The sequence below is a fragment of the Blautia fusiformis genome (genome assembly GCF_020686995.1).
In the GTDB taxonomy this organism is placed as follows: Bacteria; Bacillota; Clostridia; order Lachnospirales; family Lachnospiraceae; genus Blautia_A; species Blautia_A fusiformis.
The window spans coordinates 25883-52363 of sequence record NZ_JAJEPT010000009.1 but is presented as its reverse complement, the minus strand read 5'-3'; the positions used below and the strand labels follow the sequence as shown (position 1 = coordinate 52363).

21 protein-coding genes are annotated in these 26481 nt (G+C 38.5%); 20 read left to right on the top strand and 1 reads right to left on the bottom strand.

The annotated features are described in order from the left end of the window. Window positions 1-307: 307 nt before the first annotated feature. The 9 genes from LKD46_RS09135 to LKD46_RS09095 all read left to right on the top strand — a co-directional run bounded on the left by LKD46_RS09135 (window position 308) and on the right by LKD46_RS09095 (window position 9813). On the top strand, window positions 308-1003 hold the full coding sequence (locus LKD46_RS09135; protein WP_227574053.1) for an SMEK domain-containing protein: 696 nt from the start codon (window positions 308-310) through the stop codon (window positions 1001-1003). Window positions 1004-1063: 60 nt separating this feature from the next. Next, window positions 1064-1294 (top strand): ABC-three component system middle component 6, encoded by a 231-nt coding sequence (locus LKD46_RS09130; RefSeq protein WP_118252797.1) that lies wholly within the window; start codon window positions 1064-1066, stop codon window positions 1292-1294. After that, window positions 1279-2646, top strand: a complete 1368-nt coding sequence (locus tag LKD46_RS09125; RefSeq protein ID WP_227574052.1) for a DUF2326 domain-containing protein — start codon at window positions 1279-1281, stop codon at window positions 2644-2646. Before LKD46_RS09130 ends, LKD46_RS09125 begins: the two co-directional genes overlap by 16 nt. A gap of 500 nt (window positions 2647-3146) precedes the next feature. Further along, window positions 3147-3833, top strand: a complete 687-nt coding sequence (locus LKD46_RS09120; RefSeq protein WP_173738931.1) for a response regulator transcription factor — start codon at window positions 3147-3149, stop codon at window positions 3831-3833. Between the two features lie 8 nt (window positions 3834-3841). Next, window positions 3842-4879 (top strand): sensor histidine kinase, encoded by a 1038-nt coding sequence (locus LKD46_RS09115; RefSeq protein ID WP_227574051.1) that lies wholly within the window; start codon window positions 3842-3844, stop codon window positions 4877-4879. A 112-nt stretch (window positions 4880-4991) separates the two neighbouring features. Then, a complete protein-coding gene (locus LKD46_RS09110; protein WP_227574050.1) occupies window positions 4992-5675 on the top strand; it encodes an ABC transporter ATP-binding protein in 684 nt (227 codons plus the stop codon). After that, window positions 5672-8005, top strand: a complete 2334-nt coding sequence (locus LKD46_RS09105; protein ID WP_227574049.1) for an ABC transporter permease — start codon at window positions 5672-5674, stop codon at window positions 8003-8005. The genes LKD46_RS09110 and LKD46_RS09105 overlap by 4 nt, the downstream gene beginning before the upstream one ends. A 122-nt stretch (window positions 8006-8127) precedes the next feature. Next, window positions 8128-8457: a PadR family transcriptional regulator gene (locus LKD46_RS09100; RefSeq protein ID WP_055066334.1), complete on the top strand. Its 330-nt coding sequence runs from the start codon at window positions 8128-8130 to the stop codon at window positions 8455-8457. A gap of 3 nt (window positions 8458-8460) precedes the next feature. Further along, window positions 8461-9813 carry an FtsW/RodA/SpoVE family cell cycle protein gene (locus tag LKD46_RS09095; protein WP_227574048.1) on the top strand — a complete coding sequence of 451 codons (1353 nt, stop codon included), beginning with the start codon at window positions 8461-8463 and terminating at the stop codon, window positions 9811-9813. Window positions 9814-9875: 62 nt separating this feature from the next. Here the strand turns inward: LKD46_RS09095 and LKD46_RS09090 are convergent, their stop codons facing one another. Continuing rightward, window positions 9876-10751 (bottom strand): helix-turn-helix domain-containing protein, encoded by an 876-nt coding sequence (locus LKD46_RS09090; protein ID WP_227574047.1) that lies wholly within the window; start codon window positions 10749-10751, stop codon window positions 9876-9878. A 218-nt stretch (window positions 10752-10969) separates the two neighbouring features. Between LKD46_RS09090 and LKD46_RS09085 the strand changes: the two genes are divergently transcribed. The 11 genes from LKD46_RS09085 to gnpA all read left to right on the top strand — a co-directional run bounded on the left by LKD46_RS09085 (window position 10970) and on the right by gnpA (window position 26476). Continuing rightward, a complete protein-coding gene (locus tag LKD46_RS09085; protein WP_114002668.1) occupies window positions 10970-14029 on the top strand; it encodes a glycoside hydrolase family 2 TIM barrel-domain containing protein in 3060 nt (1019 codons plus the stop codon). Between the two features lie 58 nt (window positions 14030-14087). Continuing rightward, window positions 14088-15521, top strand: coding sequence for an alpha-L-fucosidase (locus LKD46_RS09080; RefSeq protein WP_059085747.1), 1434 nt, complete (start codon window positions 14088-14090; stop codon window positions 15519-15521). 93 nt (window positions 15522-15614) lie between these two features. Beyond that, a complete protein-coding gene (locus LKD46_RS09075) occupies window positions 15615-16751 on the top strand; it encodes a response regulator transcription factor (RefSeq protein WP_059085748.1) in 1137 nt (378 codons plus the stop codon). Next, window positions 16730-17047: a hypothetical protein gene (locus LKD46_RS09070; RefSeq protein ID WP_227574046.1), complete on the top strand. Its 318-nt coding sequence runs from the start codon at window positions 16730-16732 to the stop codon at window positions 17045-17047. Before LKD46_RS09075 ends, LKD46_RS09070 begins: the two co-directional genes overlap by 22 nt. Before the next feature lie 13 nt (window positions 17048-17060). After that, window positions 17061-18470 carry a sensor histidine kinase gene (locus LKD46_RS09065; protein WP_227574045.1) on the top strand — a complete coding sequence of 470 codons (1410 nt, stop codon included), beginning with the start codon at window positions 17061-17063 and terminating at the stop codon, window positions 18468-18470. A gap of 347 nt (window positions 18471-18817) precedes the next feature. Then, the gene (locus LKD46_RS09060) at window positions 18818-20566 is read left to right on the top strand and encodes a type 2 periplasmic-binding domain-containing protein (RefSeq protein WP_114002666.1); all 1749 of its coding nucleotides are present in this window, start codon (window positions 18818-18820) and stop codon (window positions 20564-20566) included. 16 nt (window positions 20567-20582) lie between these two features. Next, window positions 20583-21497, top strand: coding sequence for an ABC transporter permease subunit (locus LKD46_RS09055; RefSeq protein ID WP_059086883.1), 915 nt, complete (start codon window positions 20583-20585; stop codon window positions 21495-21497). 13 nt (window positions 21498-21510) lie between these two features. Next, window positions 21511-22422, top strand: a complete 912-nt coding sequence (locus LKD46_RS09050; protein ID WP_059085751.1) for a carbohydrate ABC transporter permease — start codon at window positions 21511-21513, stop codon at window positions 22420-22422. 170 nt (window positions 22423-22592) lie between these two features. Beyond that, window positions 22593-23048 (top strand): hypothetical protein, encoded by a 456-nt coding sequence (locus LKD46_RS09045; protein ID WP_059085752.1) that lies wholly within the window; start codon window positions 22593-22595, stop codon window positions 23046-23048. After that, on the top strand, window positions 23008-24309 hold the full coding sequence (locus LKD46_RS09040; protein WP_059085753.1) for a right-handed parallel beta-helix repeat-containing protein: 1302 nt from the start codon (window positions 23008-23010) through the stop codon (window positions 24307-24309). The genes LKD46_RS09045 and LKD46_RS09040 overlap by 41 nt, the downstream gene beginning before the upstream one ends. Before the next feature lies 1 nt (window position 24310). Continuing rightward, window positions 24311-26476, top strand: coding sequence for a 1,3-beta-galactosyl-N-acetylhexosamine phosphorylase (gene gnpA, locus LKD46_RS09035; protein WP_114002665.1), 2166 nt, complete (start codon window positions 24311-24313; stop codon window positions 26474-26476). The last annotated feature ends 5 nt before the right edge of the window (window positions 26477-26481 follow it).

Genomic DNA, 26481 nt, shown 5'->3' with positions numbered 1-26481 from the left:
CTGGATGGTTTTGTCATTCCTTATCTGGTACGATAAATTCTTTGTTACATATTCGAAGTAAGCGAGTTGATCACGAGGTGAGTAACATTGCTTTCATCGTACACTCACATACCTATGGCTTGTATCCGGAGAAAATCAAAGGTAGCACAATTCATGCGATCACGATTTACGAGAAAAATCAATAGTCATATAGTAAAAAATATGTTAGAATGAAGCAAGCAACAAATAAGGAGAGTGGAAAAGCATGATAAATAAAGAGGTTTATTTAAAAACTATAGCTTAAAATTTAGCACTATTAAGTCGGGAAGTGTCTATTTTAAATGCAGTAAATCTCTATGATATTAACATCATTGCGGAAGACTTCTTTCCTGGGTTGTTGAATCTTATCTATGGTTATGAATTGAAAAATGCAAATCATTTGGAAAAAAATGCTCCAGCAATTGATTTGATTGATCGGAAGAATAGGATAGCAGTTCAGGTTACATCAGACAATAGTAGTACAAAAATCAGGCATACGATAGCGGAATTTAATAAAAATCAAGCGTATCATTTATATGACAGATTGGTTGTACTAATTTTGACGCAGAAGAAAAAATATTCTTCTGATTTTGATACACAGGGGCTGTTTTCTTTCGAAAAGACAAGAGATATTTGGGACGTTGAAAAGTTAATAAAAGATATTCGTGAATTAGAGACAGTGCAAATAAAAAAAATTAGCGATTATCTGTCAGAAGAATTGTGTAACAAATATTATTCTGTGAGAGAAACACAGGCGGGAGAAGTGGACACAATCATAGATTTGATAGAGTATATTTCACAAAATAGAAAAGTAAACAAGGATCGTAAAACAACGGTGGATCCAGAGTATAAAATATATAAAAGATTTAAGAATTTTACGGATAAATTAATTACGGAGTATACGACGCTTTATACAATTTATGGAGAGGCGTTGAATATTGTGAATGAAGCACTAATGGAAAAAAATATGACCGTTCTGCGATAAAATTCTATCTTGTCAATGAAATGATTAAATGTAGGGTATTTCCAAACGAAGGGAGTGAGTATGATGCTGACAAGTAGCAATGCACTAAAATCTTCTGCAATGTATATTGGTTATCTCATACTCAAAGAGATACAAAAGCGAGATGCAGAAAAGATTTCAATATATGATGTGTCCAAAGCATTAAAAAAAGCCGGAATCACAAGTAGCAGGCAATTGATCTTAGGGCTTTCTTTTTTATACTCTGTTGATATTGTTGAGTTTGAGGAGGCGAACATATGGGTAAAGAAATAAATCGTATTCGTCTCAATCGACTTTATTCTGAAAATAATATTTTTGAAGAAATTACTTTTCATGATGGAGTTAATATTATATTAGGCGAGAAGTACGATGACAGATCTGTAAAAGGCCGAAAGACAAATGGTGTTGGAAAATCCATGAGTATTGAATTTTTGGATTTTTGTTTTCTGAATGATTATGAAAAATCCAGAATTGTAAAAATACCAAAAGAAGTTTTCCCAGTAGAAGAAAATGTAATCCTGGATTTAGATATAGGGCAGGAAACAGTCACCATAAAAAGAAACCGCAAACAAGCAGATAAACCTATACTTATCAGGGCGGGGAAAACAGTTTCCTTTGATAAAATTCAGGATGCAAGAGATTATCTGACTGGAATTATTTTTTCGAAATTAAATGGTAAAAAAGTGCCTAGTTTTAGAAATCTTTTTTCAATCTTGATGAGGGATGAACGTTCAGAGTTTACAGATATAATAAAATGTCATGACCTGACAAAAAAGATCCCGGACGATCTAAGTGCTCATTTATATTTGCTGGGATTTTCTCTGGAAGCTTATAAGAATACAATTGAAACCATCAGGGAAATTGAGGCAGTTAGTACTGTCCTTACGAAAGAAAAAAAAGAACTGACGCAGGACGGGAAAAAGAAAATTTCAGATGTCAGAGCGGAGCTCAATGCATTGGAAGATGAATTGCAAAAATTGGAGGATGCGATTGAAAGCTTTAAAACGAATGAGAGCTTTAATGCTATGGAAGCGGATCTAATTGAATTGGAGGATTTACTGGACCAATTGAGAAAACGGCAAAAGGCTTTGCGTTATGATTATGAAAAAATTAGAAAAATGCCAAAACCGGAACAAATTGATGACAGAGAAATTAAAAAAATCATTGATGACTTTACTGATACTATTTTGCAAATCCATGAATTTATTATGGGAAATAAGGAATGTTCGTTTAGCATCCAGACAATTGATAAAGCTCGCAGAAAAACACCAGTCGAATTGACTCTTCGCATTTATGATGATGGAAGTCATAGTGTAGATAGAACAAAGGTGTTCATTTATGATATGGCATTATTATTTAATCAATATACGAGAGATAGGCATCCGCTGTTTTTAGTGCATGATAATATTTTTGATGTGGATCAGGATACACTTGTTCAATGTTTGAATTATCTTTATAAACAAGAAGAACAATATCAGGATTTTCAATATATTCTTACGCTAAACCGCGATAAGATTGAAAGTGAAGAGCAGAGAAAACTAATCCAAATGAATATTGACGAGCATCAAGTGGCCGTTTTTACGAAGAAAAAGAAGTTTTTGGGACGGGATTATCAGGAAAAATAATAAAAAATGTGCTATATGACATTTGATTATAAAATAGCAGATAATAAAGTTCACTCTTGAACCGGAACATCAATGATTTTCGAGTAAATTTGTGATACTGTTCATGTATCCTTTCTACTGTTGGAATTTTCTGTAAAAATAATCATACGAAAAGAAGGATAAAATGAAATAGGATTAATCTAGTTGTAGAAAACTGATTAATCCTATTTTGACTTTTTTATATAAGAAAAACTCAAGTTTGCGGCTCAAAAACTTTGATTATCCATACAGATTTCTTTGCCTCAGAGTGCAAAACCCAGTGTATATTAAAAGTTTGAATGTTGGTGAATGGTTGGATTGGATGCCAGAGTTACTATGAGCTGGAAACTGCCATAAAAAGGCACTAATGTTAGCTTGACAGATGTAGAGATAATCATATACAGAATCCTATCAACTTCATCTGGATGATGGTAACTCAATCTGCACATTATATGAAATGATATACAGAAAGAGAGTTAAAGATGAGTAAAATATTACTTTTAGAAGATGATTTAAGCCTTATCAATGGATTATCCTTTGTTTTCAAAAAGCAGGGATTTGAACTGAGTATTGCCAGAACGCTCAAAGAGGCAGAGGGGATGTGGAAAGATGGAAAATATGATTTGCTGATCTTGGATGTATCTCTGCCGGACGGTTGTGGCTTTGAATTTTGCAAAAAAGTTCGGCTTACATCAAAGGTGCCGATTATTTTTCTGACGGCTTCGGACGAAGAAACAAGCATCATTATGGGGTTGGATATTGGCGGTGATGACTATATTACAAAACCGTTCAAACTGGGAGTTTTTGTTTCAAGGATTAATGCCTTACTTCGTCGCGCAAATTCTTTTCAGGCAATGGATACGGAATTGCAGTCGAATGGTATCAAAGTTCTTTTGCTGCAAGGACAGGTTTTTAAGAATGGAGTACTTTTGGATTTAACTGCTGTGGAATATAAGCTGCTTTGTTTGTTTATGCGAAATCCGAATATGGTACTGACGAAGGAGCAAATTTTGGATAGGCTATGGGACTGCGATGGAAATTATATCGACAGTAGTACCCTTACAGTCTATATGCGTCGGCTTCGTATGAAAATTGAGGATAATCCGAGCGAACCGCAAATGCTCCGGACTGTTCGAGGCATGGGTTATAAATGGAACATTACCGTATGAGGTACAGAATGAAAATACTTGCAAATAAAGAAATCAAAAATCTATTTCTTTCGCTCTCGCTGATTTTAGGATGCACATTTCTCTTAGCTGAGTTTTTTTTATGGCTGTCTTGTCACCGACTTTCCCTGTCAATGCTAATCCTTCTACTATTGGCTAATAGTGCTGTATGTGCAGTCTGCTTTGTATATTTTAATCGGCAAAATCAGATCATGGAGCAGGCAATATCGCAGATCAATGCGTATCTTGATGGTGATCGCAGTGCTCGTATTGAATGTGATGATGAGGGCGAATTGTACCGCCTTTTTCATTCCATCAATTCTTTAGCAGCAGTATTAAATGCTCATGCAGATAACGAGTTGCGAGAGAAGGAGTTTTTGAAAAATACAATCTCCGACATTTCGCACCAACTGAAAACGCCACTGGCAGCTTTGAATATTTATAACGGACTACTTCGGGATGAGGATATAGAGGTGTCCTCTGTGAAAGAATTTGCTGATCTGTCCGAGCAGGAGCTTGATCGTATTGAAGTTTTGGTGCAAAACCTTCTCAAAATCACAAAGTTGGATGCTGGTTCTATTGCATTTGAAAAGGAAATAGAAAATGTGGCGGATATGATGCAGGATTTGGAGCTACACTTTGCGTATCGTGCCAAACAGGAACAGAAAGAGATCGTCTTATCTGGTGCAGATGATATTTCCCTTTTCTGTGACCGTGATTGGTTGAGCGAAGCGATTGGCAATATTGTGAAAAATGCGATGGATCATACAGAAAAGGGCGATACCATTCACATCAAATGGAAGGTACTGCCCTCTGCTGTTCAAATCACAGTAAAAGATAACGGGTGCGGGATTCATCCAGAAGACCTATACCATATCTTTAAGAGGTTTTATCGCAGCCGCTTTTCAAAGGATATACAGGGGATTGGGCTTGGCCTGCCGTTGGCAAAAGCAATTATCGAAGCTCATGGGGGTCTGATAGAAGTAGAAAGCGAATTAGGACTTGGAACGAGTTTTATAATGAATTTCCCAATTCCTACAAAATTGTAGGCTGGTTGTAGGGTTACAGTAATATTGAGGTGCTATTCTTTCCATTGTAGACAGAGAACGAAAGTCCACCCGTTTACGACAGCAAAATTATTGAGAAAGAGGTGTTTGCACTATGAACTTGTTAGAAGTCAAAAATATTTGTAAAACCTATGGCAACGGGGAAACCGCAGTCAAGGCTTTGAAAGATGTTAGCTTTTCTGTTCCCAAAGGGGAGTATGTGGCAATCGTTGGAGAATCCGGTTCTGGCAAAAGTACACTGCTGAACATGATCGGCGCCTTGGATACGCCTACGTCAGGCAAGGTGCTGATTGATGGCAAGGACATTTTTTGCATGAACGACAAGAAATTAACTGTGTTTCGGCGTAGGAATATCGGCTTTATCTTTCAGGCGTTCAACCTTGTGCCGGAGCTGACCGTGGAGCAGAATATCATCTTCCCTGTGTTGCTGGACTACCAGAAACCGGACAAAAAGTATCTGGAAGAACTATTGGCGGTGCTGAATCTGAAAGAGCGCCGAAATCACCTGCCGAGTCAGCTTTCCGGTGGTCAACAACAAAGAGTGGCGATTGGACGTGCATTGATTACCCGCCCTTCTCTGATTCTGGCGGATGAGCCGACGGGAAATCTGGATTCACAAAATAGCAGCGAGGTTATTGCATTGCTCAAAGAAACATCGAAAAAATATGAGCAGACCATCATTATGATTACCCATAACCGCAGCATAGCACAAACGGCAGACCGGGTATTGCAAGTGTCGGATGGAGCTTTAACTGATTTTGGGAGGTGCCGTGAATGAAAAGCTATCTTAGTCTCATCCCCATTTCTGCAAAGGTGCGCAAGCAACAAAATCGTATGACAGTTTTGTGTATTATTATTGCGGTGTTTCTTGTTACAGCCATTTTCAGTGTCGCTGACATGATGATACGAACAGAAAGTGATTTTATGATAAATAATCATGGAAACTGGCACATTGCGATAAAAAATATTTCACAGGATGATGCGGATGAAATCAGTAATCGTTCAGATGTTACAGCAGTTGGTGCAGCCTCTCAATTTAATTTTGAAGGAGAACAACCATACCGAATCAACAAAAAACGAACCGTTTTGTATGGCACTGATGAAGCCTATATCGTTCAGATTTCAAATGGAATTGTAGAAGGAACATTTCCGGAAAATGATACGGAAGTTATGCTTACACCTAATGCTGTAACTGCTTTGGGAGTACAACTTGGGGATAAAGTAACCTTACATACCCCTGCTGGAGATCGAATATTTACAATATCAGGTTTTGGAACAGATGATGAAAATTACTATAACAATCAGACCTATTTGGTAGGTTCTTATCTGACACAAAATGCATTTACTTCTGTTATGGCACAAAACGAAGTGACAAATAATGAGTTAACCTATTATGTGCAGTTTGAAAGTGCAACAAAAGCAGCAAATGCAAAAAGAGAATTACAGACACAGTACCAATTACCTGATGAGAGTATTTCTGAAAATACTGGTGTTATGGGTATGTCTGGACAAAGTAACAGTACTGCGATGCAGAGTATATACGGATTAGCAGCAATTCTATTTGTTTTAGTGTTGCTGGCAGGGATATTGATGATTTCTGGCAGCATGAATAGCATGATTGCACAACGAACTCAGTTTTTTGGAATGTTGCGTTGCATTGGTGCAAGTCATGTGCAAATTATCCGCTTTGTTCGTTTGGAAGCATTGAACTGGTGTAAAATAGCGGTACCTATAGGGGTGTTCTTCGGAACAATAATTAGTTGGATTATTTGTGCCACACTTCATTATGGAATTGGTGGAGAATTTTCTACAACACCAGTCTTTCAGATCAGTCCTGTTGGACTAATCAGTGGTGTGGTTGTCGGCGTGGTAACTGTATTTTTAGCGGCGCAATCCCCAGCAAAACGGGCTGCTAAAGTTTCACCTATATCAGCGGTTTCTGGCAATATAGATAATAAAGTTTCTGCTAACCACGCTATTAAGTTTAACTTAGGGAAAATTGACAATTCGCTTGGTTTCCATCATGCAATTGAAAAAAAGAAAAACTGGTTTTTAATGACAGCTTCTTTTGCATTAACTATTATGTTGTTTTTTTCCTTTTCTGTGATTTTAGACTTTGCAAAGCAGCTTGTTCCATCGCAAAATGTCACATCAGCCGACATAGCATTATCAAGTTATGCAAATAAACTGGATATTGAGCGTAGCCTGGTCGATGAAATAAAAAAAATAGATGGGGTTGCAAATGCTTATGGAAGCAGCTATATGGAAAATATCCCCGCAACATCTTCAAGAGCAGGGATAGACCATATCAACATTGTTTCTTATGATGATACACTGCTAGATTACTCAAAAGAAAGTATTGCTCAGGGAGCATTGGATACAGTTTATGGGGACAGTAACAAAGTGGCAACCGTATATAATAGAAATAATTCACTGCGTATAGGTGATACTATCCAGTTTGCAGGCGAGGAAGTAGAGATTACTTGCACTCTGTCACAAGGGCTCTTTGGAGATGATTTGATTATTATTTGTTCGCAGGAAACATTTGACCGTATCATGGGTAATACAAAGTATGGTCTTATTGGAATTCAATTAGATTCAAATGCAACTGAAGAAACGATAGCAGAAATTAGAAGCCTTGAAAATGATGACATTATTATCACAGATCAGCGTGAAAGCAATAAACAAAATAATGCTACCTATTTGGCGGTACGAATTGTTTGTTATGGTTTTCTGGCTATTGTCGGAATTATCTCGCTGTTTAATATCGTCAATAGCATCTCCATGAGTGTATCTGCACGGATGAAGCAGTATGGAGCAATGCGAGCTGTTGGTATGGATAATAGACAGCTTAAACGAATGATTTCTGTGGAAGCGTACACCTATGCAATTTCTGGTTTGATAGTTGGATGTGGTATTGGACTTCCTCTTAGTCGATTTTTATATAATCGTCTAATTGCGCATTATTTTGGAATTGAGTGGAGTTTTCCTATCCTACGATTTGGAATCGTTGTTGCCTTTATCTTCATATCTGCTATTGTATCTGTCTATGCCCCTGCAAAGCGCATACGTAATATGGAAATTACCGAAACAATCAATGAATGGTAATAGCCATTAGTTTTGATAAATTTTATTGATATATTGACAAATAATGTAAAATAATCTATTATATAGATGACCGATATATAGAGCGCCGATATATAACTTATTCTAAGAAGGGGGTGGACCAGATGGCTATTGAAAGAGCATTGGTTTCAGGAAGTATGGCAATGCTTGTAATGAAACTTTTGTCTGAAAAGGATATGTATGGATATGAGATGATCGACACACTGAGGCAAAAATCTCAGAATGTATTTGAGCTGAAGGCTGGAACTCTTTATCCATTGCTGCACAGCTTGGAAGAGAAAGGACTCCTGACAGTATATGAACAGGATGTAGCTGGAAAGACCAGAAAGTATTATAGCCTTACCAGACAGGGAAGAGGATTCCTGGAAAAGAAAATAGAGGAATGGAAAGAGTATTCTGCAGCAGTGACCAATGTGCTTATACTGGAGGTGTGAGTTATGGATGAATATTTGAAATTATTGCTGGAACAGATTCGCTGCACAAAAGCCAGACCATACATAAAACAGGAACTGCAGGATCATATGGAGGATCAGATTGCGGAAAACATGAAGGCAGGCATGGATCATGAACAGGCAGAGAAGGAAGCCGTCAGAGACATGGGGGATCCTGTGGAAACAGGAATCTCCCTTGACAGTATCCACAGACCTCAGGCTGCATGGAAACTTTTGGGAATGATTATACTTATCAGCATTGCAGGTGTTCTGATACATGCAGGGATTTCCGGAAAAGCCAGTGAGAATGCGGTAGCCGGTTCTGACAGATATGTGTTTCATGTTATGATCGGGCTGGCTGTCATGATGATTTTGTATCTGCTGGACTATACCGTACTGGCAAAATTTTCAAAAATAATTGCAGCTGTTTTATTGTCCGTCTGTTTGCTGGTTATATTGGAAGGAGACCATGTAAACGGAGCGAGGATTTTTATATCACTGCCGGGAGGCAGAAGAGGCATGGATGTACAAAAACTGATGCTGTTTTATGTTCCCATATATGGAGCAATTTTATATAAATATCATGGGTGGGGATATAAGGGACTGGTAAGAGCAATCTTATGGCTGATTGCTCCAGTAATATTAGTTTACAGCCTGCCGGCACTCAGGACAGCTTGTGTGATGCTGGTAACTATGCTGACTATGTTGACGATCGCAATCAAAAAGGACTGGTTTACTGTCAGAAAGAAAAGAACTATCTGTGGAATCTGGGCTGTGTTTTTGACCGCGCCCATAGCAGCTTTCCTGGGTATGTACCTGAGAAACAGGCTGGCGGAATATCAAATTGCGCGCATACAGGCGATGTTTTCCAGCGGCAGCGAAACAGACTATCTCACAAAAATGTTGCATTCACTTTGGAGACAGAATAAGCTGATCGGGAAAAGCAAATCAGATGTAACGGGAATCCTGCCAGCATTTAATGCGGATTACATTCTGACCTATCTGTCATCTGTATATGGAATAATTGCAGCTATACTTTTGTGCTGTGTTCTTGCGGTTCTGATTTTTGCAGTCTTCAACACTGCGTTGCGACAGAAAAATCAGCTGGGTATGATGATGGGATGCGGGTGCGGAATTGTATTTCTCATCAGTTTTTTGATAAATGTCCTTGAGAATCTTGGCGTATTTCCGCAATCAATAACATTTCTTCCGTTTTTTTCAGCCGGAGGAAGCTGTATCATAGTTTCTTATGGACTCATGGGAATCGTGCTGAGTACTTACAGGTATAAGAATATTTATCTGCGACATCCTGAAACAGGCTTTATGTCCATTAATTCTAAGGTAAAAAAAGTATCGTAATATTATGTTAAATAAAATCAATCAAAAACGCTGAGAATTGCTCCCAGCGTTTTTGATTGGTTTTATTTTGGACAGCTTTCTGCATTCGGCACCAGCTGTTTGCGGAACTGTGAAGGGGAAATGCCACACTGTTTTCGGAAAAAGCGGCTGAAATATAATGGATTTTCGTACCCGACCAGGTTGGCTATTTCTGTGATATTATAATTGGTCGTTTCCAGAAGTATTTTTGCATTGGTAAGCCTCAGAGACTGCACGTATTGAGCAGGTGTAGTATTGGCATACTGACGGAAGTTCTGGATGAACCAGCTGATACTTATATTGTGGGAAACAGCATAGTCCTTAATACTTATAGGTTTATTATAATGCATCCGAAAGTACTGTGCAGTCTGTTCCATATCGTTCATGTTCTGAAGGTTCTTTTTACGTGGCTTTTGCAGTGCTATTCTATGGAGGCTGATCAGGAGAATTGTGAAATAATTTATCAGCATCTCCTCACAATCAATTCGCTGCAGATTCAGTTCCTCGATCATGGACATAAATAGATTTTTGTACTCAATGGAGATACCGGTATAAATAATGCGGGTATCGTCGGTAATCCCATATCTTCTCAGAAAGTTCTTTACATTATTTCCAGTAAAGTGAACCCAGTAAACTTCAGTCTGATCCGCTCCATAATAATAATAGCGTTGTTCCTCACGTGGACGGTAGAGTACCATATTGCCGGCTTCTACAACAGTAGGTTTTCCATCAAAATAAAAATGTGCCCGTCCGGATGCGATGTAAAGAAGCTGATAATCAAGCCGGCCTTTCGGGCGGTGGGTAGAAAGCTTTTCTACGGTGTATAGATGATAAGTGCCGCAGTTTCCAATAAACAGGGGATGTTTTTTATCCATAAAATCTACCCTGGATTTGTGATAGTATGCTGATAACGTATACAAGTAATGTCCTCCTTGTCATATTGCACAAAACACAACAATATGAATTGTGCAATTTTACGATTCTACAAAATATTGTTAAAAAATAGTTGGTTATTATGTAATAAGTATAACATTTTGTGCATGTTTTGTCGAATGTTGTTTATGTATTTTTTTATAATAAAAAAGTATAATGATAGTACGACAAAAGCAAAACAATAAACGTATTGGGAGGATATCACATGATCATACCTAAGCATTATGAAAATCTTAACATGCTGCATGAGAATACCATGCCATACCGTTCCTACTATGTACCGGCTTCCGCCTGCATGGGAGCCCTCGTACATGACAGGGAAAAATCGGACAGAATAGAATTTCTGAATGGAAACTGGAAATTCCGTTTCTATGAGAGCATTTATGACCTGCAGGAAAAATTTTATGAAGAAAGCTATGATACAAATGGGTTCGGGGAGATACCTGTGCCGGGGATCTGGCAGAATTTCGGCTATGACGAGCATCAGTATACCAATGTACGTTATCCGATTCCCCTTGATCCGCCATACGTTCCACAGGACAACCCATGCGGGGCATATGTTCATGAGTTTGAGTATGAAAAAGATGAACATGCGCCAAAAGCATATCTGAACTTTGAAGGCGTGGATTCCTGCTTTTATGTATGGTTAAACGGATGTTATGTGGGATATAGCCAGGTTTCACACTGCACCAGTGAATTTGATGTGACAGATTACATCCGTAGTGGAAAGAATACACTGGCAGTGCTGGTTCTGAAATGGTGTGATGGTACTTATCTGGAAGACCAGGATAAATTCCGAATGACCGGTATTTTCCGTGATGTATATCTGTTAAAAAGACCGGAAGCAGTTCTGTATGATTACTTCACTACTACAAAACTACTGGGAAGTACAGCAGATGTAGAGATCTGTGCAAAATTTCTTGGCAGCGCAGCAGAAACTGTAAACATCCGGATCCAGGATATGGATGGCAACACAGTGGCAGCGGGTGGATTTAAAGAAACGGCTGAAGGGGAATATTCCCATAAAGCAGTGTTTACAATCATGGAACCGAAGCTCTGGAATCCGGAGACTCCATATCTTTATCAGGTAGTATTTGAGACTGAAGGAGAAGTGATCACTGACAGGATTGGTCTTCGTGAAGTAAAACGAGATGGAAGCGTAATCTATATCAACGGGGTAAAAGTGAAGTTCAATGGTGTCAACCGTCATGATTCCGATCCGGTGACAGGAGCTGTGATCAGTATTGAACAGGCAGACCTTGACCTGAAGATGATGAAAGCTAACAATTTTAACGCTGTACGAAGCAGCCATTATCCGAATGCGCCGTATTTCTATCAGCTGTGTGATGAATATGGACTCTTTGTGATCGCAGAGGCAGATAACGAAAGCCATGGTACCCAGAGCCAGTATCTGAAGAACCAGGAATGGGATAATGTAGTAGAACATTGGAATAAACGCATCTCCAACAATCCGGATTTTATCCCGGCTACCATGGATCGTACAAAGCTCTGTGTATACCGTGAGAAGAACCGTCCATGTATTGTGATGTGGTCCATGGGAAATGAATGCGGATACGGATGTACTTTTGAAGAAGCCTTAAAGTGGACAAAAGAATTTGACCCTACCAGACTCACTACATATGAAAGTGCTTTTTATCAGAGCTCTGACAGGGAATATGATTATTCCAATATTGATGTAGTCGGAAGAATGTACCCGGCATTTTCGGAAATAGAAGAATATATGGAAAAGGATCCGGAAAAACCGTTCCTTTTGGTAGAGTACTGCCATGCTATGGGAAATGGCCCTGGAGATCTGGAGGACTATTTCCAGTTTATCCAGAAATATGATGCACTTTGCGGCGGATTTGTCTGGGAGTGGTGCGACCATGCGATTTATAAGGGAAAAGCCGAAAATGGAAAAGGAATTTACTATTATGGCGGCGATCACGGGGAAGAGATCCACGATGGAAACTTCTGTATGGACGGACTGGTATATCCGGACAGAAAGCCACATGTCGGTCTGAAAGAATACAAAAACATATACAGACCTGCAAGAGTACTTCATTATGACCAGCAGACAGGTGAAGCTGTACTTCATAATTATCTGAACTATGTGGATTTAAAAGATTACATTTATTTAATATATGAAATGAGCGTTGATGGAGATGCTAAATATGTAGCTCATATAAATCTGGATGAGAGTATCCCGGCTCATGGTGAAGGAAAAATCAAACTTCCTGTTTCTGTTCCGGACAAAGGAAAATGTTATCTTAGAGTATTCTATTATCTGAAAAATGGCACACCGCTTATGCAGCCGGATACGTTACTGGGATTTGATGAGATTCTCTTAACGAATGCAGATGGAAGAAACCAGAAAGCAGCAGAGCTCCTTACAGAAACTGAAACAGATGATATCCTTACAGTGGAAGAAAATGATAAATTCTTTACAATCCATGCAGGACAGAAAACTACCTATGTATTTAACCGCCTGACAGGACTGTTTGAAGGACTGAACGTAAATGGCAAAGAAATCCTTGATCGACCAATGGAACTGAACATCTGGAGAGCTCCGACAGACAATGACCGTAAGATCAAACTGGAATGGATGAATGCGCATTATGACCAGAGCTATGCAAGAGCATATGAGACCTTCTGCAACATTGAAAACGGACAGGTACATATCACAGGAACCATGAGCGTTTCAGCACCTACTGTACAGAGGATCCTGAACGTGAAAGCAGAATGGATCATAACTCCGGACGGTGCAATCCGTGTAAAAATGAACGTGAAGAGGGATATGGAATTCCCGATGCTCCCAAGGTTCGGAATCCGGCTGTTTCTTGATAAAGAATTTGACAATGCGGAATACTATGGAATCGGACCAGATGAAAGTTATGTAGATAAAAAGAGATCAGGCCATCATGGAAGACATTGTGCGGAAATTCATGAGATGCATGAAGATTATCTGCGTCCGCAGGAAAACGGAAGCCATACAGACTGTGATTATCTGATCCTTAAAGGAGCAGATCTTACTTTTGCAGCAGCAGGAGAAAAGACATTCTCCTTTAATGCATCACCATATACACAGGAAGAACTGACAACAAAAAAACACAGCTACGAGCTTCAGCCGTGCGGAAGTACTGTTTTATGTCTGGATTATGCGCAGAACGGAATCGGATCTAACAGCTGTGGGCCGGAATTATCAGAGCAGTATCGTCTGGATGCAGAAGAATTTGATTTTGAGATTAAAATGACAATTAAATAATATATGTTCGAAAATAGATAGACATATTGATAGAATTTTGTGAAAAAGGAGAAGGATTATGCTTTATACAGGTTTTGAAGAAGATAAACGTTTGGTTCAGGTTGTACCATCAGCAAGACAGATTGCATATGAAAACATGGAATTTTTCTGTTTCATTCATTTCACTGTAAATACTTTTACCGGAAGCGAATGGGGGGATGGAACAGAACCGGAATCCATTTTTAATCCGACAGAGCTGGACGCACGCCAGTGGGCAAAAACAGCAGCAGAGGGTGGGATGAAGGGCTTGATCCTCACATGCAAACATCATGACGGATTTTGCCTGTGGCCATCCAAATACACCGAGCATAGTATCAAAAACTCCCCGTACAAAAACGGAAAAGGGGATATTGTCAGAGAAACAGCCGAAGCGTGCCGGGAGTTTGGACTTAAATTTGGTGTTTATCTTTCACCCTGGGACAGAAACAACAGCAGCTATGGAAAGGGAAAAGAGTATGACGATTACTATCTGAACCAGCTGACAGAGCTGCTGACAGAATATGGTGATATCTTTGTGATCTGGCTGGACGGTGCATGTGGTGAGGGACCAAATGGAAAGGTCCAGAAATACGACTGGCAGAGATATTATAAAGTGATGCGTGAACTGCAGCCAAATGCGGTGATTTCTATTTCAGGCCCGGACATCAGATGGTGTGGAAACGAGGCAGGGGAAGTAAGACCGAGTGAATGGAGCGTTGTTGCAAAGGATATGACTGATCCGGCGATCACAGCAGCGTTAAGCCAGCAGGAAGATAATGAAGAATTCCGGAACCGGCCGTTGGACGAGACCCAGACAGACCTTGGAAGCAGGGAACGCCTTGCAAATGAAAAAGAGCTTGCATGGTACCCTGCAGAGACGGATGTTTCTATCCGTCCAGGCTGGTTCTATCATGAGGAAGAAGATGAACAGGTCCGCTCCTTTGAGAACCTGAAAGACATTTACTTAAAATCCGTAGGGGGAAATACCACATTATTATTAAATCTTCCTCCGATGAAAAATGGCCGTATCCATGAAACAGATGCTGCAAATCTGAAACAGTTGGGCGAGTTTATTGAGAATACCTTTAAACATAATCTTTTACAGGATGCGGAAATATCTATACTCTCTGCTTCAAATGCTGAGAAAAGTAATGGAGAAGCATTAAGAATGGATGATTATGATTCTTATTTTGTAAATGAAGAGGGGGATAAAGAACTCTCTATCAATATAAAATGGGAGAAACCGAGAAAAGTGTCATATCTGGTCATTAAGGAAGCTATTCCGCTTAGTCAAAGAGTAGAGTCTTTTTCTGTAAGCTATGAGAATGATGGAATTATGCAGGAATGTTATAAAGGAACAACCATTGGTTATAAAAAAATAATAGATTTACAGGAAATTGAAACAGCAAATCTTATTATTAATATTGATGATGCAAGAGTTGCTCCGGCAATATCATTTGTTGGCGTATATTAAGGAAGAACGAAAGGACCAGATACAGTTTTGTTTCTGGTCCTTTAATATTCAAGCCAAGAACCGCAATATTTTAATGTTTTATGGGGGAAGGAAATGTATAAAGTATTATTTGCAGAAGATGAATTATTAGTGCGCTTAGGATTACAGAACTCTATTCCCTGGAGTAAATATCAGATGGAATTATCTGCACTGGCTGAAAACGGAATAGAAGCTTTCCGGTTATTTGAGTCAATTCGTCCTGATGTCTTGATAACGGATCTTCGTATGGAAGGAATGGATGGTGTAGAACTTGTCAAAAGAGTAAGACAGATTGATAAAGATTGTGCCATTGTTGTAGTATCATGTATGAATGATTTCGAAACGTTAAGGAAACTAATTCCTTATAATATTAATGCTTATGTTTTAAAGGCAAGTATCAGTATTGATGAGGTGTGCGATGCATTGCAGAATGTACAGGAATATCTGATCAGAATAGGAAGAAAAACGGATAAAGCGGAAAGTAGCAATGATACGTTAGAGACGCATATTTCAAAGTTCTTATTAGGTAAAATAGCAAACTGTACATGGGAAAAGACTGATTTCATGGAGTATATGCTGTTGTTCAGCCTAAAAGATGAAGATCAGACAAAAATCAATGCATTGGCAATGGAGTTTATATATGAACTTGTAAGACGTCAGTTGCCAAATAAACTGCTGATTCCGTTAAAAGAAAAAGAATTTATTATATTCTATGAACATGAAGAACGAAATATAGATGAGCGAATAAAAAGGATTAACAGTTCCATTGAGGATTTTCTGGGGGTTCGTTTTGTGATCACATATTGTAATAGGAAGGAATCAGAAAGTCTGAAGGACTGGTTTGATCGTGCATATGTACAGCAATTTAATATAGACTATGATGATAACAGCGGAAAAGCATTGATTCAGAAATCAATATCTTATATGGAGGAACATTATCAGGAAAATCTTAGCCTGAAGGATATTTCAAGAATAATAGGCCTATCAGGAAGTTATTTTTCGTATTTGTTCAAACAGCAGACAGGTAAGAATTATATAGAATATCTAAATGAAATCCGGTTGGAAGAGGCAATGAAGGATTTAAAGAACAGTGATGAGAAGATTGTTGTAATCGCTCAAAAACATGGGTTTCAGAATTTAGAATATTTCTCAAGGTACTTTAAAAAGAAGACAGGAGAATCACCGGCTAGATGGAGAAAAACAAATCAGTGAAACGAATGGACTGGAGACAGAAGGTACTTATCTCAATATTAGGAAGTTTTATTGTGATATTAAGTATTTTATTCTATATTACATATCATTACTTTGTTGCAAAAATAGAAACAGGGAATGAAAAGGTAGTACTAATGACATTTGAACAGGCTGAAAAAAATCTGAAAAATGTTTTGAAAAATGCAGAGTTATGCTTGGATAAATATGTGACAAATGATCTGATATGGGATTTTGAGAATAATTATCCGGAAACGGACATTGAAAGTAATGAATTAAAGGTGAAAAATAACGGATAGCTTTATTAATGAAATGTCTGTAAACAGGGAAGTTTCTGCACTTGGATTTTTGCGCGGAGATGGATGGGGGATTGTATCGTCTGTATTACGTAAAAACAGGACTGGTAACACTCAAATATCTGGAAATTTGCTGAAGGTACTCAAACAAAGCAAAGATGCATATCCCTATACAACATGGATCCCCAGCTGGGAACTGAACCTAAATAATGAAAGCCCGTTGCGATTGATGAGCCAAAATGCTTCGCTCATAGGTATAAAAGCACTGGGGGAGAGCAGTGAACTGGAAAAGGATGGATATCTTATTGTTGCTGTCAGTGAAAGTGATCTTCAAAGTACATATAGGTCAGTAGCCTTTGATGATAGTACAGCAGTTTTAGTAGACGGAAATAATCAGATAATATCAAATGTCGGGGAAAAGTTACTTGGAGAACAGCTCAAAACAGGTAGCGATACGCAAAATATTGAATATGACCTTGATATTTATAATTGGAAATTATGCGACATGATACCAAAACAGGAATATATGAAGGACGCAAAAGATATCAGAAATTTCGGGGTGCTTATTTGTTTGGCTGCAATACTATCCACTGCATTTGTGTCAATTGTATGGAGTAGAAAATATACCAGACCAATTGAACTGTTGATGAAAAACATGCACCATGTCAGATACCAGGAGTTTGAGATAGATAAGCCTCAAAAGCTTGGCTGGAAGGAGCTTGATCGGCTAAATGAAGAATTGTATTATACAGCGCAAAGCATTAAGGATTATATTGAAAGATTGAAACTGGTGGAAAGGGAAAAAACAAAAGAAGAACTTCTTGCACTTCAATATCAGATGAATCCACATTTTTTATTAAATTCGCTTAATTCCATTCGTTGGATGGCCATGATGACAAATAACAAGATTGTTGCAGACACACTGGTCACACTAGGAAAGATTATTACTCCCATGCTTCGAAATCCCAGTCTCACCTGGAAAATTGAAAATGAGATAGAATTTCTTGATAATTATGTAGCAATGATGCAGCTCAGATTTGGCCATGACATGGAATACAGTATGAACTGCTCAAAAGAGTGGTATGATCTGGTATTTCCGCGACTTATTTTGCAGCCGCTTATTGAGAATTGCTTTGTGCATGGAAGCAGTTCAGAAGAGATACGTACTATAAATGTAATCATAGAATGTAATGAACGCATAGAGGTGAAGGTGATTAATAGCGGAGTATTTTTTGATGAGATTCAGTTAAAAGAAATATATATGAAAATGAAAACTTTTTCTAAGGCATCTGACCATATTGGAATGGCCAATGTTTATAAACGGCTTAATTTGTTATATGGTGACCAGGGCAGTATGAGAGTTGAATCGAACAGGAAACTTGGATTTATTGTTGAGGTTAGTTTTCCTAAAAGCACAAAAATGTAGAAAAAATCTAATGTTCAAAAAGAAAATATATTCAACATTACAACAATATGAAAATAATTGACTTATTTTATGATGCACAATGACGAATAATAAAATGAGTCAAAAACAGTGAAGAAAATGTGAAAAAACGAAAAATCCGTTAAGCATCAAGTAAGAATGAACATTTAATCAAAGCTTTTACCATGTTAAAATAATAGCATCTTAGGCAGATGAGATTTTAAAAACATTTAACTGGCCAGTTAAAAGCAACTATCAAAGTCAAAAAGGAAGACAGCAGGGTACACGGTATGACGGAGATAAATCGTGAACTGTCTAATATAAAATGACAGCTAGGAGGGTAAAAGGTTATGAAATTAAAGAAAATGACAGCAGTTTTAGGTGCAACTGCTCTGGTTGTATCTTGCCTTGGAGGATGTGGTTCAAGCAAGGAGAGTGCATCAACTAGCAAAACTACTGCCAAAAGTTCTGATGATGTAGATATGTCAGAAAAAGTAGATATTTCAATTGGCGGATTGTCACTGTTTGATTCTGCAACGACAACCTGGCCGACTGAAGTGATTAAGGCGGTTGAGGAAAAATTTAATTGCACTATTACGGTAAAACCGTATGATCAGGAAAGCCTGAATCTGGATCTGTCTGGTGGAAATACCACAGATATTGTACAGATTGCAGATGCAAATATTGAAGGTGTCTTAAAAGGAAAGCATGCAGTAAATCTGTTGGATTATAAAAATATTGCGCCAAATATCTTTTCAGACGACATGAATTATAGAAACACAATTATGCAGAACTTTAAGAGTGATGGCGATGATACGCAATACTTCGTTACTCCGCATGTAGTTACAGACAATGCCGAGAAAAATTATGGTTCTGTAATTCCGACAGGCTATGTAGTTCGTTGGGATTTATATAAGCAGATAGGATGCCCAGAAATTAACAACGATGATGATTATATCGAGGCATTAAAAGCGATGAAAGAGATCTATCCAAAAACAGAGGATGGCTTAGAAACCTATGCAATGAGTGCCTATAATGATTCGGATCTTCATACTTATTTCTTCAAAGGATGCCTGGGAGAAGGATATGTAAACCTTGAGGATGGTCTGTATGTCCAAGATGCAAAAACTAATGATTTAGTAGTGGATGTTTATGATAAAGACGAAGATGTAAAAACTCCATTCTGGTCAGGTGTGGAATTCTATAATAAACTTTACAGAGAAGGCCTGCTGGATCCGGATAATTTCATTACCCAGGGTGAAGATCTCACAGAAAAATATACAAAAGGTCAGTATCTTGGTGGAACTGTAAACTGGTTCTATGGAACTTATAATACAAATAACAAGGGAACAGACAAGGAATACATTGCGTTACCATCTAAACTGGGATGGGTCAATGAGCCAAACAAAGCCGGATGGACAGGAAAATATCTGTTTGTGTCCTCTCATTCACCAAATATTGAAAGAGCAGTTATGGTACTTGATTATCTGCAGAGCAGTGAGTTTGCCAGAAGTGCAGAATCTGGTATTGAGGGACGTTGGGAAAAAGGCGATGATGGAAAACCTCATTTAACAGAGGATACAATGAGCATGAAGACTGACAGCAGCCGTGCAGATGAATGGAAAGCAAGCGGCATCAGCGATAGTGGTACAGATAATCTTGTTGGATGGGATTACAATGATGTATTACCAGATGGTGGTCTTGTAAATCTTTGGAATGATGAAGACGTCATGAAAGCGAACCTTACCACAGCTGAGCAGGATCTCTGTAAACAGTTTGATATTGATTTACCAAGCGATCTTCTGAAGAAGCGTATCGAGGATGGCACAAGCATGGATCTTAGTGATGCTAATCCAACGATTCGTATGTGCCTTGAGATAACACCGAAAAATATTACTCGTATAGACAGCAACTGTATTGAACTTACTGAAAATGCTCTGCCGGGTCTTGTACAGGCAGAATCCGATGAAGCTTTCCAGTCTGCAAAGGAAGCCTTATTACAGCAGCTTGCAGACGCTGGCGTAGAAGAGTCTATTGAATGGTGGCAGAATGCATGGGAGACTTCAAAGAGTTCAATTGACAAGCTGGAAAGCAAATAAAGAAGGGAGCATGCTTATGAACCGGAAAAGGGCATTGGTGGAAAAAGCACCGAAAGATTATAAATTGCTTTGGATGGCAATGCCATTTATCGTCATAGTCTTTTTGTTTAGCTATGTTCCGATTTTTGGATGGATTTATTCATTTTTTGATTATGTACCTGGAGTAAGTATTTTTGATTGCGATTTTGTTGGCCTGGATTATTTTAAACTGATTTTTAATGATGACAATGTATTACGATCATTGAAAAATACATTTATTTTCGCACTTATTAACATTTGTTTGACACCGTTGCCAATGTTTATGGCTATTTTGCTTAATGAATTAAGAAATGGCCCAATCAAGAAATTTACGCAGACCTTTACAACCCTCCCCAATTTCATCAGCTGGGTCATTATATTTTCCCTCGCTACAGCATTGTTCGCCTCTGATGGAATTGTAACAGGTTTGGCAACAGCATTGGGAATTGGAGATGCTTCCAATTCCCTGCTGGGCTCAAATGAAGCAGTATATTGGTTTCAGTCCTTCCTGTTGCAATGGAAAACATTGGGATGGAACTCCATTATCTATATGGCAGCTATTTCGGGAATTGACCAGGAACAGTATGAAGCAGCAAGGGTAGATGGAGCTGGATATCTTCAATGTGCTCTTCATGTAACATTACCTGCAATGATGGAGACCTTTGTGGTGTTATTCATTTTGAATGTAGGTAACTTCCTTAACACAGGATATGAACAGTATCTTCTGTTTAAGAACTCACTAACAGCACCAAATATCGAGGTTCTCGATCTTTACACTTACAGGATTGGTCTTCAGAATATGGACTATTCTTATGGTGTGGCCATCAGCGTTGTGAAGTCTCTTGTAAGTATCTCGTTGGTTGTGGTAGCAAATCTGGTTGCCAAAAAGATCAGAGGCAAAGCAGTTATCTAAAGGAGAGACAATTATGGGCAAAATGAAAATTAAAACTTCACCATCAAGAAAAGCATTTCTTGTGTTTGATTCTTTGCTGATGATACTGCTTGCACTGGTTTGTATTTATCCGTTTTGGTACGTGTTATGCTATTCATTCAGTGACACAACAGCAGCATCTGTAAATCCTCCTGTGATACTTCCGTCTGGATTTACACTCAGTAACTATAAAGAAATTCTCACACTGAAGGGTTTCTTTCCGGCATTAGGAATGTCTGTGCTGAGAACAGTAGTAGGAACGGGGTTATCCGTATTCTGCTGTTCATTCCTTGCTTATCTTTTCACAAAAGATAAAATGCCGGCAAGAAAGATATTATATCGTTTTGTTGTATTTACCATGTATATTAGTGGTGGTATGATCGCAACATATATTGTAATAAAATCCTATGGATTGTTAAACAATTTCTGGGTATATATTTTACCTACAATGATTTCAGCCTACAATATGATATTGATCAAAACATACATAGAACAGCTTCCTCCAGCACTGGAAGAATCTGCTGCTCTGGATGGGGCCGGATATATAACCTGCTTTTTCAAAATTATACTTCCACTTTGCAAACCAATCATTGCAACAGTTGTAGTCTTTGTTGCTGTAGGCCAGTGGAACTCATGGTTTGATAATCATATTTATACTCGTGCCAATGAATCACTGACAACATTACAGTACTTATTGTATAACTATCTCAATGAGGCACAAAGACTGGCAGAACAGTTAAAGACTGCATCCAGTGGAGCTGATATGACGCAGGCAATGGCGGCTATTTCTCCAAAAGGAATTCGTATGACAATAACTGTCCTGGCTTCCTTACCAATTTTTGCATTATATCCATTTATGCAGAAATATTTCTCAAAAGGTATTATGGTCGGAGCGGTTAAAGGCTGATCATTAAAATCCCTGGCACTCGGATTGTAACGGATGTCAGGGATTTTTATTTTACGAAAGATAAAAAAATACATGGATATTACCAAGTCAGTATTTTTATAGATACTGTAGGAAACGGAACTCCGCAGAACCGGACTCTGCAACAAGGGATAACGGGAGATTACAGAATAATGTTAAATAATTATGATTTTATGAATGATGACGAAATGAACTATATACAGGCCTGCCTGGAATTTGCTGCACAGTTAGGGCAGATTGCTGATGACACTCTGGAAGCAGTAGAACGCAGACGCATATTGGAAAATGAAAAAAGAAAAGAACTTCTTGAAAAAGGAATTACTGTTTATGGTCTGAGTAATTTCTCAGTGCCTGCATATATACAGTATGAGCTGACAAGATTCCGACTGGATTTTGTCGCAGAGAAAGCTTTGATCAAAAGAAGTTATAATTATTCAATGATTACTTCCAAAGACATGGTTTCATTTTGGAATGAGCATCGGGAACTGTTTACCCGTTACCAGGGTGACAGTTTTTCCTATGATGAAGTTGCCATGGTAATAAGGAAACGGATACGGGAGAAGGAATATGAGCAGGAAATTCAAAACATATTACGTAAGCAGCATTAATGGAGATGACTGTAAGAATGGTGAAACACCGGAAACAGCATTTGGATCCCTGGACAGGATTAATAATCTGGAATTAAACCCAGGTGATCGTGTTTTACTGGAAAGAGGATCTGTTTTTGAAAACCAGTACCTGCATATAAAGGGCAAAGGAACCAGATCTGACAGAATTGAAATCGGTACTTATGGAGAAGGAACCATGCCGTGCATTCATTCAAATGGCAGCGGAATATGGTATCAGGATTATGGCACACCTCTGGATTCGCCATCTCATGTATATAAAGGAGAAGTATCATCTGCCTTACTTCTTTATGATGTGGAATATATTTTGGTTCATGATCTGATCATAACAAACTCATCTCCATACACAAACATAGAAGAATATGCGGCACCACACAAAATGGACAGAACCGGCATTGCTGTAGTGGCGAAAAACGGTGGAACACTTCATGACATCACCATACGAGATGTATGGGTTCATGATGTTACAGGAAACGTTTATAACAAGCATATGAACAATGGCGGTATTTATATGACTGCCTTAACACCGGACAATGAAGAAAAAACAGGAGTCGCAAGATATGACGGGATCACTGTAGAGAATTGTACTGTGTGGAGAGTCAGCCGGTGGGGAATTGCTGTGGGATATACTTATCAGCATCAGAAGTTTTCCGGGGTAGAGCTTGATGAAGAAACTTTCAGGAAATACGGACATGAGAATATAATCATACGCAATTGCTATGTCAGCCAGGCAGGAGGAGATGCCATTACTCCTATGTATTCCCTTGAGCCATTGACAGAACATAATATTGCAGATAGCTGTGCAAAAGAGATGAATGATTCTGTGTATCGATATCCGGAAGACAGAATGGGAAAGGTAGCGGCTGCCATATGGCCATGGAAATGTAAAAATGCCCGGTTCTGTTACAATGAAGTTACAGATACCAGACTGAACCAGGATGGTATGGCATATGATGCAGATTCCGGAGATGGTACCTTATATGAGTATAATTCCAGCCGGTCAAATGAGGGCGGTTGCATTATGTTCTGTATGGAGGAAGCTGTTCATAATATCTTCCGTAAAAATATCAGTTATGATGATCTGGGAGGGATTATCAGTCCGGCATGTAATCCGGATGCCCTTGTGACTGAAAATGAATTCTATATGAGACGTGAAGTTCCACTGATAAGGGAAAGTATGCAGGATGGGACAGTTACTTTAAAAAATAATAAAATTACAATAATCAAGGAGGACGGAAAGTAAGATGACTCAGAGAAAAGGCAGAGTAACAATACCAACAGATCTGGATGTGGTTCCACAGACACTGGAAATGTTAGATAAATGGGGAGCTGATGCAATAAGAGACTGCGATGGAACAGAGTTTCCGGAAAAACTCAAAAATACAGGAGCAAAAATTTATGCTACGTATTATACAACCCGAAAAGATAATAAGTGGGCAAAAGAAAATCCAGATGAAATACAGCAGATGTATATTATGACGTCATTCCATACAGCTGTTTCAGATACACTTGAGATACATCTCATGGATCATCTCTATCCGGACATGCTTGCTGTGAACACAAGAGATGACATTCAGAGATGGTGGGAAGTAATTGATCGTACTACCAGTGAAACAGTTGATACAAAATATTGGTCTTATGATGAAAAGAGCGGAAATGTTGTTATACATCCTTCAATTGCATTCCATGAATATACCGTAAGTTTTCTGGCTTATATCATGTGGGATCCTGTACATATGTATAATGCAGTTGTCAATGAATGGAAAGATGTTGAACCACAGATTACTTTTGATGTACGGCAGCCCAAGACAAAAGCACATTCTATGTTGCGGCTCAGAAAATTCCTTGAAAACCATGATTATGTAGATGTCGTAAGATTTACTACATTTTTTCACCAGTTTACCCTGATCTTTGACGAACTGGCAAGAGAAAAATATGTTGACTGGTTTGGTTATTCAGCCTCCGTCAGTCCTTATATCCTGGAACAGTTTGAAAAGGAAGTTGGATATAAATTCCGCCCGGAATTTATCATCGATCAGGGATATATGAATAATACATATCGTATTCCTTCAAAAGAATTTCAGGATTTCCAGGCTTTCCAGAGAAGAGAAGTGGCTAAACTGGCTAAAGAGATGGTTGATATTGTTCATGAGTATGGAAAAGAAGCCATGATGTTTATGGGTGACCACTGGATCGGTATGGAACCATTTATGGATGAATTTGCATCTATTGGATTGGATGCGGTTGTAGGAAGTGTGGGAAATGGAGCAACCCTGCGTTTGTTCAGCGATATCAAGAATGTTAAATATACAGAAGGAAGATTTCTTCCGTATTTCTTTCCAGATACATTCCATGAGGGTGGAGATCCGGTAAAGGAAGCAAAAGTGAACTGGGTAACAGCAAGGAGAGCCATTCTGAGAAGCCCGATTCAGAGAATCGGATATGGCGGATACCTGAAACTTGCTCTGGAATTTCCGGATTTTGTGCAGTATATCCAGGAGGTTTGTGATGAATTCCGTACTTTATATGATAATATTCAGGGAACTACTCCGTATTGTGTGAAACGTGTAGCAGTTCTGAATTGCTGGGGTAAAATGCGTTCCTGGGGAAATCACATGGTACATCATGCGATTTATTACAAGCAGAATTATTCTTATTTTGGAATTATAGAGGCATTAAGTGGTGCACCGTTTGATGTATCCTTTATTAGCTTTGATGATATCCGTGAAAACAGAGAACTGTTGAAAAATTTTGATGTGATCATTAACGTAGGAGATGCAGACACTGCACAGACAGGTGGCGAAAACTGGATTGATGAAACAATCAGTACTGCCATCAGAGAATTTGTCTATAATGGTGGAGGATTTATAGGAGTAGGGGAACCAGCTGCTCATCAGTGGCAGGGTAAATTCTTCCAGTTGGATGATATCCTTGGTGTAGAAGAAGAACGAGGATTCAACTTAAATACTGATAAATATAACTGGGATGAGCATAGAGATCACTTTATCCTTCAGGATACAGAGGGCGATGTTGATTTTGGTGAAGGCAAGAAAAATATTTTTGCATTGCCGGAAACAGAAATTCTGATCCATAAAAATCAGGAAGTACAGATGGCTGTAAAGACCTTTGGAAAAGGACGAGGTGTTTATATCAGTGGTCTTCCATATAGCTTCGAGAATAGCCGTGTACTTTATAGAGCAGTTCTCTGGTCAGCATCTGCTGAGAAGGAACTTTATTGCTGGTATTCTTCAAATTATAATGTTGAGGTTCATGCATATGTTAAAAATAAGAAATACTGTGTTGTGAACAATACTTATGAACCGCAGGATACAACGGTATACATCGGAGATGGAAGCAGTTTTGAACTTCATATGGAACCAAACGAGATTAAATGGTATCAAATTCAGTGATGAAT

Bases quoted from the DNA above. Each gene is read 5' to 3' on its own strand.
- LKD46_RS09130 (WP_118252797.1), top strand. From the start codon at position 1,064: ATGATGCTGACAAGTAGCAATGCACTAAAATCTTCTGCAATGTATATT.
- LKD46_RS09075 (WP_059085748.1), top strand. From the start codon at position 15,615: ATGTATAAAGTATTATTTGCAGAAGATGAATTATTAGTGCGCTTAGGA.
- LKD46_RS09080 (WP_059085747.1), top strand. From the start codon at position 14,088: ATGCTTTATACAGGTTTTGAAGAAGATAAACGTTTGGTTCAGGTTGTA.
- LKD46_RS09105 (WP_227574049.1), top strand. From the start codon at position 5,672: ATGAAAAGCTATCTTAGTCTCATCCCCATTTCTGCAAAGGTGCGCAAG.
- LKD46_RS09065 (WP_227574045.1), top strand. From the start codon at position 17,061: ATGTCTGTAAACAGGGAAGTTTCTGCACTTGGATTTTTGCGCGGAGAT.
- LKD46_RS09120 (WP_173738931.1), top strand. From the start codon at position 3,147: ATGAGTAAAATATTACTTTTAGAAGATGATTTAAGCCTTATCAATGGA.
- gnpA (WP_114002665.1), top strand. From the start codon at position 24,311: ATGACTCAGAGAAAAGGCAGAGTAACAATACCAACAGATCTGGATGTG.
- LKD46_RS09050 (WP_059085751.1), top strand. From the start codon at position 21,511: ATGGGCAAAATGAAAATTAAAACTTCACCATCAAGAAAAGCATTTCTT.
- LKD46_RS09045 (WP_059085752.1), top strand. From the start codon at position 22,593: ATGTTAAATAATTATGATTTTATGAATGATGACGAAATGAACTATATA.
- LKD46_RS09055 (WP_059086883.1), top strand. From the start codon at position 20,583: ATGAACCGGAAAAGGGCATTGGTGGAAAAAGCACCGAAAGATTATAAA.
- LKD46_RS09040 (WP_059085753.1), top strand. From the start codon at position 23,008: ATGAGCAGGAAATTCAAAACATATTACGTAAGCAGCATTAATGGAGAT.
- LKD46_RS09095 (WP_227574048.1), top strand. From the start codon at position 8,461: ATGGATGAATATTTGAAATTATTGCTGGAACAGATTCGCTGCACAAAA.
- LKD46_RS09060 (WP_114002666.1), top strand. From the start codon at position 18,818: ATGAAATTAAAGAAAATGACAGCAGTTTTAGGTGCAACTGCTCTGGTT.
- LKD46_RS09100 (WP_055066334.1), top strand. From the start codon at position 8,128: ATGGCTATTGAAAGAGCATTGGTTTCAGGAAGTATGGCAATGCTTGTA.
- LKD46_RS09085 (WP_114002668.1), top strand. From the start codon at position 10,970: ATGATCATACCTAAGCATTATGAAAATCTTAACATGCTGCATGAGAAT.
- LKD46_RS09110 (WP_227574050.1), top strand. From the start codon at position 4,992: ATGAACTTGTTAGAAGTCAAAAATATTTGTAAAACCTATGGCAACGGG.
- LKD46_RS09115 (WP_227574051.1), top strand. From the start codon at position 3,842: ATGAAAATACTTGCAAATAAAGAAATCAAAAATCTATTTCTTTCGCTC.
- LKD46_RS09070 (WP_227574046.1), top strand. From the start codon at position 16,730: ATGGAGAAAAACAAATCAGTGAAACGAATGGACTGGAGACAGAAGGTA.
- LKD46_RS09125 (WP_227574052.1), top strand. From the start codon at position 1,279: ATGGGTAAAGAAATAAATCGTATTCGTCTCAATCGACTTTATTCTGAA.